Source organism: Streptococcus suis, assembly GCF_902702775.1.
Classification (GTDB): domain Bacteria; phylum Bacillota; class Bacilli; order Lactobacillales; family Streptococcaceae; genus Streptococcus; species Streptococcus hashimotonensis.
In genome coordinates this window covers 1,246,747-1,262,854 of sequence record NZ_LR738724.1, presented here as the reverse complement: position 1 = coordinate 1,262,854, position 16,108 = coordinate 1,246,747, and the positions used below count along the sequence as shown (strand labels likewise).

The following is a 16,108-nucleotide window of genomic DNA, read 5'->3' as shown; positions in this document are numbered from 1 at the left end:
AAAGGAGCGAAGAAAGTGTTATTAAAAGAAAATGCATCAATTGAGAAGTTAAGTGGACGGTATTTTACCCCACAATTAATAGCAGATTTTGTTACAAAGTGGGTTTTGAATCAAGAAACTAATATCAAAAAGATCTTAGAACCGAGCGTAGGTGACGGAGTATTTTTAAGGAGTCTTAAATCTGAAAATGTAGATAAATCTTCTAGTATTCTTGCAATTGAAATAGATGAGGAAACTTCTCATATAGCAGCTCAGTTAAGTAGGTTTCATCATATTTCTGGTTGGCATCAGAAAAATCAAACAGAGGTTGATGGGGACTCATTAAATGTCGTGGTCAATGATGATTTCTATCATGCTTACAAGAATGGATTAGATAAGATGAGATTTCAAGGAATCTTGGGAAATCCTCCTTATATTAGATATCAATACTTAACTGAAGAACAGAGAGAAGAACAAAGTGAGATTTTAACTAAAAACAAAATGAAGCCCAATAAATTAATCAATGCCTGGGTTTCATTTACAGTAGCATGTATTAGTTGTATGGATAGTTCGAGTCGAATTGGGTTAGTCATTCCTGCGGAATTATTACAAGTAAAGTATTCAGAGGATTTGAGGAAATTTTTACTAACAGAACTTAATAGATGTACCATAGTTACATTTGATGATTTAGTGTTTGATGATATAGAGCAAGAAGTGGTTCTTCTTCTTGGTGAAAAAATAAAAGGTGACAAAGAACATTCTATAAAAGTTGTACCTTTTAAAAATGCAGATGATTTACAGGAACATTCATTAAATGAGTTTGAGTTTATGAATGTTGATAAAGAATCTAATAAGTGGACAAGATATTTTCTAAATAACGAACAAATTCACTTAATTAATACCATTAAGCAAAGTAATGAATTTGTTGAATTTTCAGATGTTGCTAAGTGTGAAGTTGGAATTACAACAGGTAATAATGCATACTTCTGTATCAATGAAGAAATTGTGGAAAAATATGACTTAAGAAAGTATTGTAAACCATTAATAGCTAGAAGCGTAAATATTAAGGGAGTCCAATTTCAAAAAGAAGATTGGGAAGAAAATATTGAGTCAGGGGCTAGAACATACTTATTGGATCTCAGTCCATATGAAAAAAGTGAATTTAAAGATGGTGTGAATAATTACATAAAATGGGGAGAAGAAAATAGCCACAATACTTCTTATAAAACGAGAATTCGTGATGAGTGGTACAAAGTCCCTTCGGTGTGGAGTCCAGATATTTTCTTTTTGAGGAGAAATTACCAATTCCCTAAAGTTATGTTGAATACAGAAGAAGTATCTGCGGTAAGCACAGATACAATGCACAGAGTTAGGTTGAAAAATCATGCTGATGGGAAAAGATTAATTGTTGCCTACTATACAACTGTTGGTTTGTTATTTTCAGAGCTTGAGGGGAGAAGTTATGGTGGAGGTGTACTTGAAATATTACCTAGTGAGGTCTCAAAGATAATGCTTCCGAATATTTTTGATGCTAAGAAAGTAACAGATGCTGAGATTGATATACTATTTAATAAAATTGACGAATTTATTCGTCAAAACGGGAGTGATAATATCGAAGTGCTAATAAATGAGTTAGATAATAAAATATTAGTTGAAAAGATTGGTTTAGAGATTAACTCTGTGATAGAACTCAGAAAAGCTTGGAAAAAATTACAAAATCGTAGACTTTCACGAGGAAGAACAGCACAGTAATCGTTCCTGATTACCTAAACTGTAGTTGTAGCTATGATATTGTTGTTGATAGTGATATTTTTACTGAATGTGCGAATATCAATGGAACCGATGTTCCAAATAGCTACATTCCATTAGTAAAAGGGAGTTTGAAAACTCCATATCATAAGCCTGAAGTAGATTGGTATATTAGATGGGATAAGAGTGAGATTAATGATTATCATGTTTTTAAAAAAGCACGATTTCAGAATAGTAGCTATTATTTCAAATATGGCATTGCAACTCCAATGCTTAAAAGTAAAAAAGTTCGTGCTTGTCTAATGGAAGACAGTGTATTTGATCAAAGTATTGTAGGTATTTTTCCAAAAATATCATCAGATTTACTATTTATTTTAGCATTGCTTAATTCTGCTATAGTCAATGAAATTATTCATTCTATTAATCCAACAGTGAATAATTCAGCGAATTATCTAAAACGTATTCCTATACCAAAAATAAACGAAATTGAGAGATAACAACTTAACAAACTTGTATTAGGTATTGTAGATAATCATGAGGACAATCAGAGGGAGCTTGATGAGCTCTTTGATAGACTATATGCTAAATTGAGATAAAAAAAGGTTGGGACTCCATCGAGAGTTCCCAGCCTTTTTTCATAGCTATTCTGATATTTTATTATTCCAAGCACTACCAAATAACTCTCCTCCATTTGGATATAACCTAAGTACCTCGGTTTGTTTTAGAATTTCTTGGCATTTTTTTGAATATGATTTTTCTTTATCAAAAGTGATGAACACTTGCTTTTTTTGTTCAAGATAGCATTGTAAGATGCCTTCCAGTCCTTCATCTTGAATTTGTTTTAGAAAGAATGAGTCATGACCAATAATCGGAAGGTTAGTAAGTTGTAGCATAGCTATATCAAAAAGAATAAGTCCTTTATACTCAGAACCAGTTCCCCTATCTTGTGGAGTGTAAAACTCATAGGATTTTGCTGATTTTAATGATATTTTAGGACTGGTTTTAGTACCATTATAGATTTTATCATTTATGGTAGACATTCTTGAATTGAGTCTTTCTTCAATATCATCCAGGATGGCTCTCATTAGTTGATTATAGGCATTATTTAAAGCGCGGATTTCATCCGACAGCTTTTCTTTTTGTTTAAAACTTTCATTGGAATCTCTAAGTTGAGTGATTTCTCGTTGTAAATAAGCATACTGTTCCAATATTGACTGAGAGACGTTTGATACGTTACTAATTTGGGATATTTTATCCTCTAATTGATTCACTTGAGAATTAGTTAGATTAATAAGGTTTTGTAATGTTTTAGCCGATTCTCTGTATTCTGCACTTAAAACGGATGTAAGTTGCTGATGGAAGGACTCAATTTCAGAAATCGTTTTGATGTCTACATTAGGAAAGAATTGTTGTAGCGATTCAAAATCTTTTTGAAATTGCTGCCTTTTAGGATTGCGTTCTGCTTCAAAGCTTCGTTTTTGAGACAATAAGCTAGAGCGCTGGCGTTTTGCATCAGATAATTGATGTCTAAGTTCTGATAATTGTTGTGCCTGAATAGAGTCTAAATCAACCAAACCGCTATCACTTTCTCTGGTAAGTTGATTTATTTCCTGTTCTAGTTCTTGTATTCTTTTTTCGTTGTCCTTATATTCAGTTTTATTCTGGACTGTAGCAATGAACTTATATTTTTGAGCAGCCACAAAGACTTTCTTTCTATCTTCAGCATCTTCGATATATTTTTTCTGCTGCTCTATTTCACTATATCTATTGAACAAACGTAATAGTGTATCGATACCCTGTTTATCTGGGGAGTCTTTTGCAGCTTTTAGTGGTTTCTTATTATCGATAGTTTCTCTGCCCCAAGCACGTATAAAGGGACTTATGGAGGCTCTAAACTGAATGAACGGATAGTTCATTTTATATTTTTGCTTTAGAAAGTGACAGTATGCTTCCTTATCTAAACGTTTAATAACCGTATAGTTACTGTCACATTTATTGAAGGTAGTAGAATTATCAGTTGAACGAGAGAAGTAGTATGACTGGTTATCAAAAACGAATTCATATTTAATTGTATGATGGCCTACGTTTTCAACAATATCGTAGGCTTCTTCGACATAGTCACTTCCTCCAAAAATAAAATCAACTATTAGAAGGAAAGTAGACTTACCAATAGAGTTAGCAGCATTTTCGCTACCCATGACTGTATTTAATCCAGGATGAAATACGATTGGCTCTCTAATTTTTCCTTTTTCTAAAAATTTATCACAACTAATTTGTTTTAACATAATACAGCATCCCGTTTTCATTCATATCGATTTTCTTAAGAGCATATAGACAGGTCACTGCATCAGTAAATAGCGTGATACTGTCTATTTTTTTATAGAGTTTTATATAGAGTTCTCTTGGAGAATAATCATTATTTCGTAGTGCTTCTAAGATGATGGGAAAGAGAGGCAATATGCTTTTCTTATAAGAAACTGCTTTATTCGGTAATTTCATTGAACACCTCACAATTTTGGATAAAGTAAGATACGATAATTTTACATGCGTCTAAATGTCCATTGCTCAGTTTTGATTGATTTAAGAGCCAATTGGCAAGATTTTCTACGATCTCTGGTTGTGAGAGATTGGTATTAGCTAATTGAGTAAAAACTTTTTTTATATCACATTGAATCATTATGAAATTACTATTTTCAGCAAACAAGTCTTTTATGTATGAGAAATAAGTAAGTACGTGATATTGAACTGTTCCCCTTAAAACACTGTGCTCAGGTAAGATTTTCTGATTGAGTTTAAGGGCGGTCATATTCAGGGTTGTTGAGCTTGAGCTTCCAGTATAATCGTTTAGTGCATCTATGACTTCGGTGATTTGTGTTTCAAGATTTCCGTGATTCATAACTTCTTGAATCTCAGTTAACTTCTGAATTTCTTGTTTAATGGACAGTAACTTTTCATATTCGTCAATATCAGCATAGTTTTCATACTCGTTAGCGTCTTGAATACATAAAGGGATTTTATTATCGTATGAATCTAATTTAGCTGGCGGGGGCATGAAATTCTTAAATTTATCTGCAGTATCCTTGTCAAGATTGGAAGAGAATATCTCTACTATTTTGTATGCTCGGATTGTAGTGTCTTTTTTTTGACGTGTTAATGGTTTCTGACAGAGAGGACATTTATTACGAACCTGTTGTAAAAGCTCAATATCCTCAATTCTAGGTGCAGAATCAGTCATCTTATTCGTCTTGTTAAGGGCATATAGAAAAGAATAAGTTAAAAACTCAACTTCTTGCCCATTTTCTAAGTATCTTGCTAGTTCATCATACTTTTTCGGAGATGCTTCTGAATCACTGTTGATGCACTTTAATATGTTGTCGAAAATATCTTGCTTATTATGTATGCGTAAGTCAGAACAGATATTCTTTTCAAAATTTTTTAGCGTTGCTTGGATAATGTTGTAATCGTTTGAAGCTTGGATAAAAGCACTATCAACTTCAATTTTTCTTTGTACGAGGCGAGTAATTTTTCGATCATCTATTGATGTTGTAATACCGTTTAAATTAGATAACGGCTCAAGTAGTGTTATACCGAGCGGCCCCTGCTTTAAAGTTGTCATCCCAGGTAACAGAAGTTTTAAATATGAGGAAAAATTAAATTCTTGCAAATAATATTCTCCTTTCAATGAAAAAATTGGTCAAAAATTGGTCAAAAAGAGGACAAATACTTTTTGATTTCATTATCTTACAATAGCAATGTAAGTAAGTTACTCGAGATTTCTAGTTTTCTCTTATTATATCACGAAACTTTCATAACTTGTGAAATTTCTTTGTAATGGCTTACATTTGCATGAAACCTATATTCGTTTGCTAGCACGACTTGAGGTGTAGGTATCAAAATTCAAATATCAGTATTTCAAGTCTACTGATTGTATATTAAGCAAAGGAAGTGCTTATGCAATCAGAATTAAATATTTTTGTTGAGTCTATTGTCTCATTTTCTTTGCTATGCGATGAAAGCGAGACAAAATATGGCAAACCAAGTAAACCATAGTCAATCTAACAATAATCCCTACCGTTATGAATCCCAGAAATCATATGATGGTCGTCCTTGTCTGTCGGGAGAAGTGCTAGCACCATTTGTGATTAAGGATAAAGTGATGCTAAGTGTGCTGAAAATCAATCGTAATAATTTAAGAACCTTTAAATTTGGAGGTAAATCAGTATTAGTTGGTTTTGTACCAGTTACTCTAGAAGAGTTTGATATCACTATGAAAATATTCAATGCTGATGTTCATGAGTATCTAAGTCGCCATTCTAGGAGTAAACTTGATACAACATCACTTGAAGAAATGATGGAAAGCAAGGATGATATGAGGTCGTATGGCTATGATCCTTCAGCTATTTCATCCTATGAAGAAACACTTATGCTGAATGAAACTTTGAAGGAGTTGATTGAAGAAGTATATCAACGTAGTCCTAAGCATGGCAAAATTTTAAAACTGATATATGGTAATTATGAGATTACCAAGCAAGAAATCATCGCCAAAATGGGGATGAAAAAGACTCAAGGCTATGCTGCAATCAAGAAAGCACATGCACTCGCAAAGGAGGTATATAAAGAACTAAATCAATAATTGAAAATCGCCATCTCGTATTGAGGTGGCGATTTTTTGCTAATCTTTCTGATAGAATAAGCATTCGTATCCGTCGGCGCGTAGATTAATGTCGGACATCCAGTCTGGTGCAATTCCCATTAATGATGCAATCTCATCAAGTTTTTGTTCCATAGGACATTCGATTATTACTTCATCATGGACATGGCCAACAATTTCAAACTCTTTCAGTTGCATCAAGGAGTAAGTAAGAATGTCTCTACTGATAGCTTGGACAATGTTCTCCACAAACTTTGGACCGTAACTTTCTAGTCTCTCCCAACGTTTGGCAGTTCCAGTCCCTTCGTAGGTGACAGATTCCCCTCCGAATTGGTTCTCACCAATTTTAGGTTTGACGTAGGCGAGTTGATGACCAGATGGTAGGGTGATGAATAAAATGCCACTTTTAACTTCAAATTGAATACCGTGAGTTGATGTTGGATTTAGCTTTTTAACAGCAGTTTTAACCGCCCTGTCTACATCCCACCAGAAGAGAACGATATTCGGATTGGCTTGCCGCCATGAACTTACAAGTGGTTGGAGTTCTTCCTCAGATAGTCCCATGTCAATGGCACCCATGGCTTTGAGTGCCCCGACTGAACCACCATAGCCACATGCAAGCTCCGCAATTTTCCCTTTTTGTCTGAGTTTGGAATTTTGTCCATGCTTTTCAACTGGTACTCCAAACATCTGAGAAGCGGACATACAGTAGATGTCTTTCCCTTGTTCAAATACTTTACTGCGCCATCTCTCTCCAGCTAAGTGGGAGAGTACACGAGCTTCGATTGCTGAAAAGTCGCAAACAATGAATTTCTTTCCTTTACTAGGGATAAAGGCTGTTCGGATAAGTTGAGATAAGGTATCTTGTGTGTCGTAGATTAGCTCAGTAGCTTCTAAGTCACCGGTTTTGAAAAGTTTTCTAGCTTCCCCAAGGTCAGGAAGATGGTTCTGTGGTAAGTTCTGAAGTTGCACTAAGCGTCCAGCCCAACGCCCTGTACGGTTAGCTCCATAGAATTGAAACATTCCTCTTGCTCGACCGTCTTTACAAACACAGTTCATCATGGCCTGGTATTTGGAGACACTTGATTTGGCAGCTTGCTGACGAAGTTTGAGAACTTGAGCAGTTGTTTCATCAACCGTTTTGAGAAGTTCTTTCACAGTTTTTTTGTCGAGTGAATCTGTAGTTACTCCGTGATCACGTAACCAGCCAATCATCTGCAGGACTGAGTTAGGATTTTCAAGACCTGTTAAGGCTTTTAGTTCTTCTTGGATTTTAGCTTTGCTCTCTCCGTCTATTTTGATAGCAGCTTTGACAAAATCAATATCTATGCCAATACCACGGTCATTGATAATCTGATCCTGGTGGTACTCATTCCAAACGAAGCTAGGTACTGGGAAGTTTTTCACCCGTTCCTTAATGGCCAATTCGACCTCAACATCACGTCTGTTGTAATTGATAAATGTAGACCACTTGTTAGGTGCGTGATGAGGAAAGTTACGAATTCGTCCCCCATTGACTTTTGTTGGCTTACAAGGCACGCAGAAGTAGCGAATGAGGTCAGCCCCCTCTCTCATCTTTTTGTCTTTGAGTTTGAGAACTGTTCCAACCCCTTCTAATGAAAGTGGGAGTCCTAAATATGCGGACCAAATCATGCTACACCGCCATGAATTGGGCGAGAGAAATCCATCTGATAAGAATTCAGGATGATATTTCTTGAGCCAGTTGGATAGGCAAATTCGCTCAAATGAAGCGTTGAATGCCCATTTAATGACACTATCATTCACCAAGGCCTCAAGGATATCTTGTGGAAAATTCTCTTTCGTTAAGTCATATACAGTCACTGGTCCATTATCGACAGAAACCGCAATTAAAAGGAGTTCAAAACTGTCATCTTCCGCATAGCGATATACACCAGATTTTCGTAAGTCAATTTCACAATAGGTTTCGATGTCAATGCTGAGTTCTTTAATCGGCATAGTTTGTCCTTTCTGAAAAAAGTGACAGAAGTACTGCCACCTAAAGTTTTATTTATTTTTCCGACTGAGTGGCGTTTGGCTAAGTTTTTCTTTATTTTGCTTTGCCCTACGTTCAATTTCATTTCGAATGTCATCTCTTATGGTCATATACCCGAAGTATAGTCCGATTAGCACCCAGAGTCCCATAATTGTACAAGTTAAAATAGTATACATAATCAATCTCATTCTCCATTTCTAGTTCTAGTTCAAAAAGTCATCATCATCTTCAGTCGCAAAATCATCCTCAGCACGAGTACGACCACCGAGTGGCTCGCCATCACGCAATTTTTGCAAGTTATTCAAACCGCAAGCAATACCTTTATTACCATTGGAATTAAATGCGTAGAAGGTGATTGAAGCACGACCATAGATACCAGAGTACAATTCTGAGGTATCAATGATTTCTTGACGATTACCATCAACTACACCAGGTTTGTGAGGTGAGTTGGCATTTACAAAGTATGCATTTTTGTATGCTTCATCATCAGGGCGTTCAAGGTCACCGTCACGTAGGGGAGTTTTCAGAGTAGATAGAGCAGGTACAGATTTACCGTTGCCCTTTAACTTTGACTCACCTTCTTTATAGGCTTGTTCAATAGCAGCCTTGATTTTGTTAATGGTGACGGTATCCTCTTTTGGGATGATGAGAGAGGCACTATACTTGGGAGTGCTACCATTGATAGATTTTGGTTCGTTGGCATTTAAGTAGCTGAAGCGAGTGTTTGGTCCTGTTATTACTTTAGTTGTCATATAGTTAATCCTCTTTAAATTCATTTTTTGCAAGGTTCATCTCTTGACGGCCATCGTCAATTGGAACGAGTGTTGGTTTACCACTTGGTTTTATTACGAGACCACCAAGTAGGTCGTTAAAAGTTTTCTTGCCAAGTAACTTAGTCATGGCAGTGATAGTGAGCAGTTTCTTCTCATAAGGGTCATAGCCTGCTTCAATCACTGCTTGGCTAACGGCTGACTCATTTGAGAATTTACGAACAGAGCGACCTTCAACCAGTTTGTATCCTGGGATAGGATGTCCATCTGTTGCTTGATTTAAAGCATAAGCTTTGATGTCGTTTGCCCATGAAATCAACAAATCTAGTTTAGGCAAAATATCAGCGATATCCTCGTTATCAAGGGAAGCTGGATCCGCAAACTCCATCTTGGCTAGTGCCAAATTATCCTCAGCACGCTTTCGACAGACATTCTTGAGTTTACAGAATTGGCAGTGTTTACCAGATTGTATCTCCCCCTCACCTTTGAATGCAAGTTCAGCTTTTGGAGCGAGTACGTTTTCAGCCCATTCAAGCAACTCAGCTTTTTCCATCTCAAAGGTAGAAATGTTATGTTTTCGTGGTTGAAAGATTGTCATGGTAACTTTATCGAAATCATAAAGTCCATCAAACATCTCAAGTGCTCCAAGTGCATAACACATCATTTGTGGGTTATGGACTGCATCAACTAGAACACCAAGCCCGTGCTTGTAGTCAATTACCTGAAGAAGTCCGTCTGCTACGATGAGGCAATCCCCAGTTCCAAAGCCATCAGGCACCCATTTGGAAAAGTCAAGTCGTTGTTCGATAAGAACTGTGGGGTCACGAGAGTAGCCTTTGGCTTTCTCAACTTGTTCCATGACATAGTTGCGGTATTCTTCTGCGCAATTCTGCATTTCATCGTTGTAAAATGCTAAATCCTCAGTTGGATCACGCGCATTCCTCCCTAAAGCTTTCTCGACTAGATAAGCACACAACTCGTGAGCATCAGTACCTTCAAGAGCAAACTCAGATGTTGTGCCTGGTAGTTCCTCTGTTAGGCGAACAGATGGTGGGCAGTTCAACCAACGATGTGATGCAGATGCGGATAGAATGGCGTGGTTAGTCATTACCAATCCCTCCTGCTTCTTCAAGTACTGCCGCAAAGTGTTTTGGATCAAGTGCTGATAGAGAAGAAGCACCGTAAGCGTTTAGAAGAGCACGGACATCTTCCTTATAGCCATCTTTTGCTTTCGAGGCAAGTACAGCACGGATATCCTCTAATTGAATTTCCTTTTGTGGTTCTGGTTTAGATTGATCAGGTTTTGTTACTGTTTCTTCCTCAGAAGAGAGGAGTTTCTTGAATTCATCTACCAAGCGAAGGTAGTATTTTGCGGTTTCCTCCATTTCATGAATTAGTCTATTCAGTTCTTTCATTTTGCTCATTGCTTTCTTCCTCCTTTATCTTACGAGCGAGTTGCTTTGAGATGACGCTGATGGCGGTGAGTGTATCGACCAGTTCATCATTATGATTCACAGTTATTTCTTGAGTCATTTTGTGACCTCCTATCTTATTAGGTAGAGATGTGAACAGAAATTCCGGTTTTTATGAAAAATTTTTTGAATCGATGTTTTTCATCCCTTACACATATATAGGTAATACTGGGATGTAATTTTCCGCTTTTTTATAAATATTTTTTTAATTTGTTATACATAAAAATAATCTCCCTCTGGCTATATAAAGGAAGATTATTTTTTTTTGAAAAAAGTTTTATTAAGGGGCGGAAAAATCAGCCGTAGTTCTACCTAATAAGGTAGGAGGGAAAAATCTCCACACATCATTAATTACATTTGGAGGGTATATAATGCAATTTACCTTATCTCATTCTGGACAGACTGGGGTTCAGACAACCACGGTTTATCCCAATCAAGTAACTATTACTGATGAAATATCGCTACAAACTGTTGTGCAATTCGACCATGTGGCAGGGCTGTTTTTAAACAATACACGCTCAAATACCAATTTCATCCAGTCGAACGTTTTGGTCATGGATATTGATAATGACCATTCTGAAAATCCAGAAGAATGGATAACTGTAGAACGATTAAAAGAAATCTTTGCGGATTACAATTTTGCCTTGGTAACCAGTAGAAGTCATTTGAAGGCTAAAGGTGGCAAAGCACCTAGACCCAAGTTTCATATCTACTTCCAAATTAATGAGGTAACAGATAAAGACATCTATGTAGCAATGAAGGAAGAACTCTGTAATCAATACAAGTTTTTTGATGATCATGCCAAGGATGCGGCAAGGTTCTTCTTTGGAAATCCAAATGCGCAGGTTATATGGCATGATTCATGGCTAACTATTGATGAAGATTTGTTTCAAGTTGTTTCTATTGAAGACGAGGAAGATTTCGATGCAGACTTCTATACTCCTCCAAGTGGACCGATCCAGCAAGGGAGTCGTAATTCAACGATGTCTGTATTTGCTGCGAAAATTCTCAAACGGTTAGGCGTGACCCAAGAAGCTAGGTATGGTTTTGATGAGCAGGCACAGAAATGTGTACCACCACTTGATAAAGCAGAGTTAGATTCCATCTGGGGTAGTGCTGTGCGATTCTACAATAGAACTATAAAAACATCCAAAGGCTACGTGGCTCCAGATGCTTTCAATAGAGAAACATTAAAACCAGATGATTACTCTGATGTTGGGGAAGCAGGAGTTCTTGCAAGAGAGTATGCGAACAGGCTCGCTTATACCAACGCAACAGACTATCTTTACTATGACGGAACTCACTGGCGTGAAAATAAGCAGTTAGCATTAGGTGCAGTTGTACACTTTACCGATGAACAACTTGCTGAAGCGAATGCACTCTTGGAATCTGCAGATAAGCAACTTCAGTCTTCAGGTATTGATGAATTGACCATTAAGGCTGGAGGAAAGCGATTAGAAAATGCAGTTGAAACTCCACTTCAGTTGAAATATTTAAAAGCCTATCTAGCTGCTAAAGAGTTTCATAAATTTGTTATGAAACATCGTGACTATAAGAATTTGATGGCTGTCTATAATACAGCTAAGCCAATGCTTTCAGTAGAATTGTCAGAATTAGATAGTGATGACTTATTACTCAATACCCCAGAGGCTACCTATGATTTACGAAAAGGAATAAATGGGTCACAAGAACACAATCCTGAAGATTATATAACTAAAATGACAGCAGTCTCTCCTAGTGATCAGGGAATGGGCTTATGGCAGGAAACTTTAGCTACCTTTTTCTGTAATGACCAAGAATTAATTGATTATGTTCAAGAAATTATTGGTATGGCGGCAATCGGTAAGGTCTATCAGGAACACATGATTATTGCCTATGGAGGCGGAGCGAACGGCAAGTCTACTTTTTGGAATACCATTGCTCGAGTGCTAGGTAGCTACTCAGGGAAATTATCTGCGGATGCTTTAACCATGTCAAACAAGCGAAATGTCAGTCCAGAGCTTGCTGAGCTTAAAGGAAAACGACTGGTCATTGCTTCTGAGATGGCTGAGGGTATGAGACTCAATACAGCCGTTGTTAAGCAGATTACCTCAACTGATGAAATCCAAGCTGAGAAAAAGTACAAGGATCCTTTTCACTTTGTGCCATCACACACGCTAGTTCTTTACACTAACCATCTGCCTAAAGTAGGGGCGAACGATGATGGAACTTGGCGACGTTTGGTTGTTATCCCCTTTAATGCCAAAATAACTGGTCGCTCTGATATCAAAAACTTTGCGGATTATCTGTACGACAATGCAGCACCAGCCATCATGTCTTGGATTATAGAAGGTGCAGAAAAAGCCATCAAAGCGAACTTCAAAACAAAAGTACCAACTGCCGTATCAGCATCCGTCAAAGCCTACCGAGAAGCAAATGATTGGTTAGGACACTTCCTTAGTGACTGTTGTCAAGTTGGTGATCAGTTGTCAGAAAAATCAGGAGAACTTTACAGTCAGTATCGTGCCTATTGTGCCAAAAACATGGAGTACACACGCAGTACGACCGATTTTTATTCTGCTCTTGATCAGGCAGGTTTTAAACGAAAACGGACAAGTAAAGGTAACCTCATTCTTGGTTTGAAATTGGTTGATGATGGATATGATTTCTTAGATTAATGACCGACATTTTTAGCCAACTTACCTCCACAAGACTGGTGCTGGACTAATTTAGGTGTGTAGGTCGTTGAATGAATGGTTGGAACTTATTTTGAATGATGTTTCAGAAAGATGTTTAAAACGACCAGCATGAATAACATTTTTTGATTTTGTGTAGGTCTATTATGGTCTTTTCTAAAACTATCCTATAAGCAAAAATTACTATAAAAAAGCCTATAAGGGGAGTTTTGGAAATGACTGCACTAGACCTACACACTTCAATTTGACGAGAGGATTTAGAACGATGAGAGAAAAGTACGTTGAGCAAGCTTTGGTGAAGTCTGTAAAGGCTCGAGGAGGCATTTGTCCTAAATGGGTATCACCATCTTTTTCTGGTGTGCCAGATCGCTTGGTGTTTTTACCCAATGGCAAGTTTGGCTTGGTGGAAGTAAAAGCTCCTGACCAAAAGCCAAGGATGTTACAAGTGTCAAGACATAAACTGTTCGAGCGGTTAGGCTTTACGGTTTATGTGATTGACCGAATTGAGATGATTGGAGAGGTGCTAGATGAAATTGACATTACATAACTATCAAGTAGTCGCCAAGGACTTCATCATAGGTCACCCTTATGCAGCAGTCATCTTAGACATGGGGATGGGAAAGACGGCTACGACTTTATCCGCTGTGAATGAATTGATGTTTGACCGATTTGAGGTTACAAAGGTTTTGGTTATTGCCCCACTTCGAGTCGCAAATACAGTATGGAGTGATGAGATTGAGCAATGGGCGGAGTTGCGTCACTTACGGTATTCGAAAATTGTGGGAACACCAAAGCAACGAAAAGTAGCTCTTCAGAAAGATGCGGATGTCTATATCGTCAATCGTGAAAATCTCCCTTGGTTGGTGGAACAATGTAGTCCCTATTTCAAGTGGGATATGGTAGTAATTGATGAATTGAGTTCTTTCAAGTCATGGCAGTCCAAGCGTTTCAAAGCTTTCATGGCTATGCGACCTTACATGAAGCGAGTGGTTGGACTAACAGGAACACCGAGTTCTAATGGACTGATGGACTTGTTCGCAGAGTTCAAGGTCATTGACGGGGGAGAACGACTTGGTCGATTCATCGGTGAGTTTCGTAGTCGCTACTTTGAAGAAGGTCGTCGCAATGGCAATATTGTCTATGAGTACATCCCCATGGACTATGCGGAGTGTCAAATTCAAGACAAGATTAGTGATATTACCATTTCTATGAAAGCCTTAGACTATCTGGATATGCCCGAATTAATTTCAACCAAGAAACTGGTGCGTATGACAGAAAAGGAAAAAGAAAAATACATTCAGTTTAAGAAAGAGTATATCTTGTCAGAGTTAGACGGACTAGAAGTAACTGCCGCAAATGCTGCAAGCCTTACGAGCAAGTTAGTTCAGTTGTCCAATGGAGCCGTATATTCTGATGATCATTCGGTTGTGGCATTACATGAACAGAAACTAGATGCCCTTGAGGATATCCTCGAATCCGCGAATGGAGAACCTGTCTTAGTTGCCTATTGGTTCAAACATGACTTGGCTAGGATTATGGGTCGTTTAGAAAAACTCAAGGTAAAGAGTCGGGTGTTGAAAACAGAAGAAGATATTCGTGAATGGAATAAGGGGAATGTTCCAGTTGGCTTACTTCATCCAGCTGGAGCAGGTCATGGTTTGAATCTCCAAAAAGGCGGTCACCACTTGGTCTGGTTTGGTTTAACATGGTCTTTGGAACTATACCAACAAACCAATGCACGGCTTTGGCGACAGGGACAAGAGTCTGAGACTGTTGTTATCCAACACATTGTAACTGAAGGAACGATTGATGAGGAAATCCTCAAGGCACTAGAAAACAAAGATGCACAACAAGAACGGCTGATTGAAGCTGTTAAGGCACAAGTAGGAGGGGCAGATGGATAAGGTGGAATATATAGCTAAAAACTATCGTGACATGAAAATGAAGTTACATTTAGTTCAGGAGAAATTGCTCAACTATCGACCTATCTCAGAGAATAGTGTGATTCAGTCACTGGTATTTGAGAAGTCAGAGCATGAAAAGGTCAAGAAAAGTAAAAACCATGGTCGTAGTGAGCTGATTTCTCTTAGTTTTAGAGAAAAACAAGAACAAGAAAATCAAGAGTACCTCAGTAGTTTGCTTAATACCTACTACTGCTTAAAAATGGATCTTTACTACTTTGAGTTCGTTATGGAGCTAATACCTGAGGATTTGAAGCCATTAGCCAAGGATTTAATTTACTTAGGCAAGAGTTGGACTGAACTAGAAGAGATTTATGAAATCAGTCATTCAACACTTGCTTATCGTAGGCGTAAGATTCTAAAACAATTACGCAAGTGTTATCGTTGGACTTCAAAAAGTCTTGAACTTAAGGTGGAAGATTATCACATCCCTATCTAGTGATGGTTGAGTGCACTAAATTGGTACTAAATTAGCACTAAATTTGTACTGGTTTAGTACTGATTTTCAACCTAGACCTGTGATATACTTAAGATGTCAAAAAAGATAAAAAAATACCCAGTAATAACTGGATATATCTCCACTTTAGAGTTAATATGTACACAACAAAAGAAGAGGAGAACAATACAATGACAAAACGCCAACAAGAAAAACTCAATGCCCTTTTAACAGAGATTGCTAAAGAAGAACTTCAAGTTGAAACTTTGGAAAAACGTTGGAGCGACAATCTGGACTTCTACGATGTTTCGGTATGGGGTATCAAAAGAGCATTGGAGAGAGCCTACGAAGCAGGCCAAAAATCAGTAAAATAAAGTAAAGCCTAGCCTCATAAAGGTTGG

16 protein-coding genes are annotated in these 16,108 nt (G+C 37.5%); 8 read left to right on the top strand and 8 right to left on the bottom strand.

What is annotated here, in order from left to right; all coding sequences use genetic code 11:
- Positions 1–15 precede the first annotated feature (15 nt).
- Positions 16–1,731, top strand: coding sequence for an N-6 DNA methylase (locus GPW69_RS06255; protein WP_074391902.1), 1,716 nt, complete (start codon positions 16–18; stop codon positions 1,729–1,731).
- A 128-nt stretch (positions 1,732–1,859) separates the two neighbouring features.
- Positions 1,860–2,225: a restriction endonuclease subunit S domain-containing protein gene (locus GPW69_RS06250; protein ID WP_074391903.1), complete on the top strand. Its 366-nt coding sequence runs from the start codon at positions 1,860–1,862 to the stop codon at positions 2,223–2,225.
- A gap of 144 nt (positions 2,226–2,369) precedes the next feature.
- Here the strand turns inward: GPW69_RS06250 and GPW69_RS06245 are convergent, their stop codons facing one another.
- The 3 genes from GPW69_RS06245 to GPW69_RS06235 are packed head-to-tail and all read right to left on the bottom strand — an operon-like array spanning position 2,370 to position 5,392.
- On the bottom strand, positions 2,370–4,013 hold the full coding sequence (locus GPW69_RS06245; protein WP_029185875.1) for a DUF2326 domain-containing protein: 1,644 nt from the start codon (positions 4,011–4,013) through the stop codon (positions 2,370–2,372).
- Positions 3,997–4,227 (bottom strand): ABC-three component system middle component 7, encoded by a 231-nt coding sequence (locus GPW69_RS06240; RefSeq protein WP_029185874.1) that lies wholly within the window; start codon positions 4,225–4,227, stop codon positions 3,997–3,999. The genes GPW69_RS06245 and GPW69_RS06240 overlap by 17 nt, the downstream gene beginning before the upstream one ends.
- Positions 4,211–5,392 (bottom strand): ABC-three component system protein, encoded by a 1,182-nt coding sequence (locus GPW69_RS06235; RefSeq protein WP_074391904.1) that lies wholly within the window; start codon positions 5,390–5,392, stop codon positions 4,211–4,213. Before GPW69_RS06235 ends, GPW69_RS06240 begins: the two co-directional genes overlap by 17 nt.
- Before the next feature lie 363 nt (positions 5,393–5,755).
- On the opposite strand from GPW69_RS06235, the gene GPW69_RS06230 reads away from it, so the two are divergent.
- Positions 5,756–6,361, top strand: coding sequence for a hypothetical protein (locus tag GPW69_RS06230; protein WP_074391905.1), 606 nt, complete (start codon positions 5,756–5,758; stop codon positions 6,359–6,361).
- A 39-nt stretch (positions 6,362–6,400) separates the two neighbouring features.
- Here the strand turns inward: GPW69_RS06230 and GPW69_RS06225 are convergent, their stop codons facing one another.
- The 5 genes from GPW69_RS06225 to GPW69_RS10800 form a co-directional block, all read right to left on the bottom strand.
- Positions 6,401–8,356 carry a DNA polymerase gene (locus GPW69_RS06225; RefSeq protein WP_074391906.1) on the bottom strand — a complete coding sequence of 652 codons (1,956 nt, stop codon included), beginning with the start codon at positions 8,354–8,356 and terminating at the stop codon, positions 6,401–6,403.
- Between the two features lie 240 nt (positions 8,357–8,596).
- Positions 8,597–9,145, bottom strand: coding sequence for a DUF2815 family protein (locus tag GPW69_RS06215; RefSeq protein ID WP_046391433.1), 549 nt, complete (start codon positions 9,143–9,145; stop codon positions 8,597–8,599).
- 4 nt (positions 9,146–9,149) lie between these two features.
- The gene (locus GPW69_RS06210) at positions 9,150–10,271 is read right to left on the bottom strand and encodes a DUF2800 domain-containing protein (RefSeq protein WP_074391907.1); all 1,122 of its coding nucleotides are present in this window, start codon (positions 10,269–10,271) and stop codon (positions 9,150–9,152) included.
- A complete protein-coding gene (locus GPW69_RS06205) occupies positions 10,264–10,587 on the bottom strand; it encodes a hypothetical protein (RefSeq protein WP_074391908.1) in 324 nt (107 codons plus the stop codon). The genes GPW69_RS06210 and GPW69_RS06205 overlap by 8 nt, the downstream gene beginning before the upstream one ends.
- The gene (locus tag GPW69_RS10800; RefSeq protein ID WP_269472420.1) at positions 10,562–10,696 is read right to left on the bottom strand and encodes a hypothetical protein; all 135 of its coding nucleotides are present in this window, start codon (positions 10,694–10,696) and stop codon (positions 10,562–10,564) included. Before GPW69_RS10800 ends, GPW69_RS06205 begins: the two co-directional genes overlap by 26 nt.
- A gap of 310 nt (positions 10,697–11,006) precedes the next feature.
- Between GPW69_RS10800 and GPW69_RS06200 the strand changes: the two genes are divergently transcribed.
- The 5 genes from GPW69_RS06200 to GPW69_RS06180 all read left to right on the top strand — a co-directional run bounded on the left by GPW69_RS06200 (position 11,007) and on the right by GPW69_RS06180 (position 16,081).
- The gene (locus GPW69_RS06200; RefSeq protein ID WP_074391909.1) at positions 11,007–13,292 is read left to right on the top strand and encodes a phage/plasmid primase, P4 family; all 2,286 of its coding nucleotides are present in this window, start codon (positions 11,007–11,009) and stop codon (positions 13,290–13,292) included.
- Positions 13,293–13,575: 283 nt separating this feature from the next.
- Entirely contained in the window at positions 13,576–13,857 is a 282-nt protein-coding gene (locus GPW69_RS06195; protein WP_074391910.1) for a VRR-NUC domain-containing protein, read from the top strand.
- Positions 13,838–15,214 (top strand): DEAD/DEAH box helicase, encoded by a 1,377-nt coding sequence (locus GPW69_RS06190; protein WP_074391911.1) that lies wholly within the window; start codon positions 13,838–13,840, stop codon positions 15,212–15,214. Before GPW69_RS06195 ends, GPW69_RS06190 begins: the two co-directional genes overlap by 20 nt.
- Positions 15,207–15,710 carry a hypothetical protein gene (locus tag GPW69_RS06185; RefSeq protein ID WP_000361943.1) on the top strand — a complete coding sequence of 168 codons (504 nt, stop codon included), beginning with the start codon at positions 15,207–15,209 and terminating at the stop codon, positions 15,708–15,710. The genes GPW69_RS06190 and GPW69_RS06185 overlap by 8 nt, the downstream gene beginning before the upstream one ends.
- Before the next feature lie 188 nt (positions 15,711–15,898).
- Positions 15,899–16,081 (top strand): DUF6900 domain-containing protein, encoded by a 183-nt coding sequence (locus tag GPW69_RS06180; protein WP_074391950.1) that lies wholly within the window; start codon positions 15,899–15,901, stop codon positions 16,079–16,081.
- Positions 16,082–16,108 lie beyond the last annotated feature (27 nt).

Bases quoted from the DNA above. Each gene is read 5' to 3' on its own strand.
- GPW69_RS06245 (WP_029185875.1), bottom strand. From the start codon at position 4,013: ATGTTAAAACAAATTAGTTGTGATAAATTTTTAGAAAAAGGAAAAATT.
- GPW69_RS06240 (WP_029185874.1), bottom strand. From the start codon at position 4,227: ATGAAATTACCGAATAAAGCAGTTTCTTATAAGAAAAGCATATTGCCT.
- GPW69_RS06230 (WP_074391905.1), top strand. From the start codon at position 5,756: ATGGCAAACCAAGTAAACCATAGTCAATCTAACAATAATCCCTACCGT.
- GPW69_RS06225 (WP_074391906.1), bottom strand. From the start codon at position 8,356: ATGCCGATTAAAGAACTCAGCATTGACATCGAAACCTATTGTGAAATT.
- GPW69_RS06215 (WP_046391433.1), bottom strand. From the start codon at position 9,145: ATGACAACTAAAGTAATAACAGGACCAAACACTCGCTTCAGCTACTTA.
- GPW69_RS06210 (WP_074391907.1), bottom strand. From the start codon at position 10,271: ATGACTAACCACGCCATTCTATCCGCATCTGCATCACATCGTTGGTTG.
- GPW69_RS06205 (WP_074391908.1), bottom strand. From the start codon at position 10,587: ATGAGCAAAATGAAAGAACTGAATAGACTAATTCATGAAATGGAGGAA.
- GPW69_RS10800 (WP_269472420.1), bottom strand. From the start codon at position 10,696: ATGACTCAAGAAATAACTGTGAATCATAATGATGAACTGGTCGATACA.
- GPW69_RS06200 (WP_074391909.1), top strand. From the start codon at position 11,007: ATGCAATTTACCTTATCTCATTCTGGACAGACTGGGGTTCAGACAACC.
- GPW69_RS06195 (WP_074391910.1), top strand. From the start codon at position 13,576: ATGAGAGAAAAGTACGTTGAGCAAGCTTTGGTGAAGTCTGTAAAGGCT.
- GPW69_RS06190 (WP_074391911.1), top strand. From the start codon at position 13,838: ATGAAATTGACATTACATAACTATCAAGTAGTCGCCAAGGACTTCATC.
- GPW69_RS06185 (WP_000361943.1), top strand. From the start codon at position 15,207: ATGGATAAGGTGGAATATATAGCTAAAAACTATCGTGACATGAAAATG.
- GPW69_RS06180 (WP_074391950.1), top strand. From the start codon at position 15,899: ATGACAAAACGCCAACAAGAAAAACTCAATGCCCTTTTAACAGAGATT.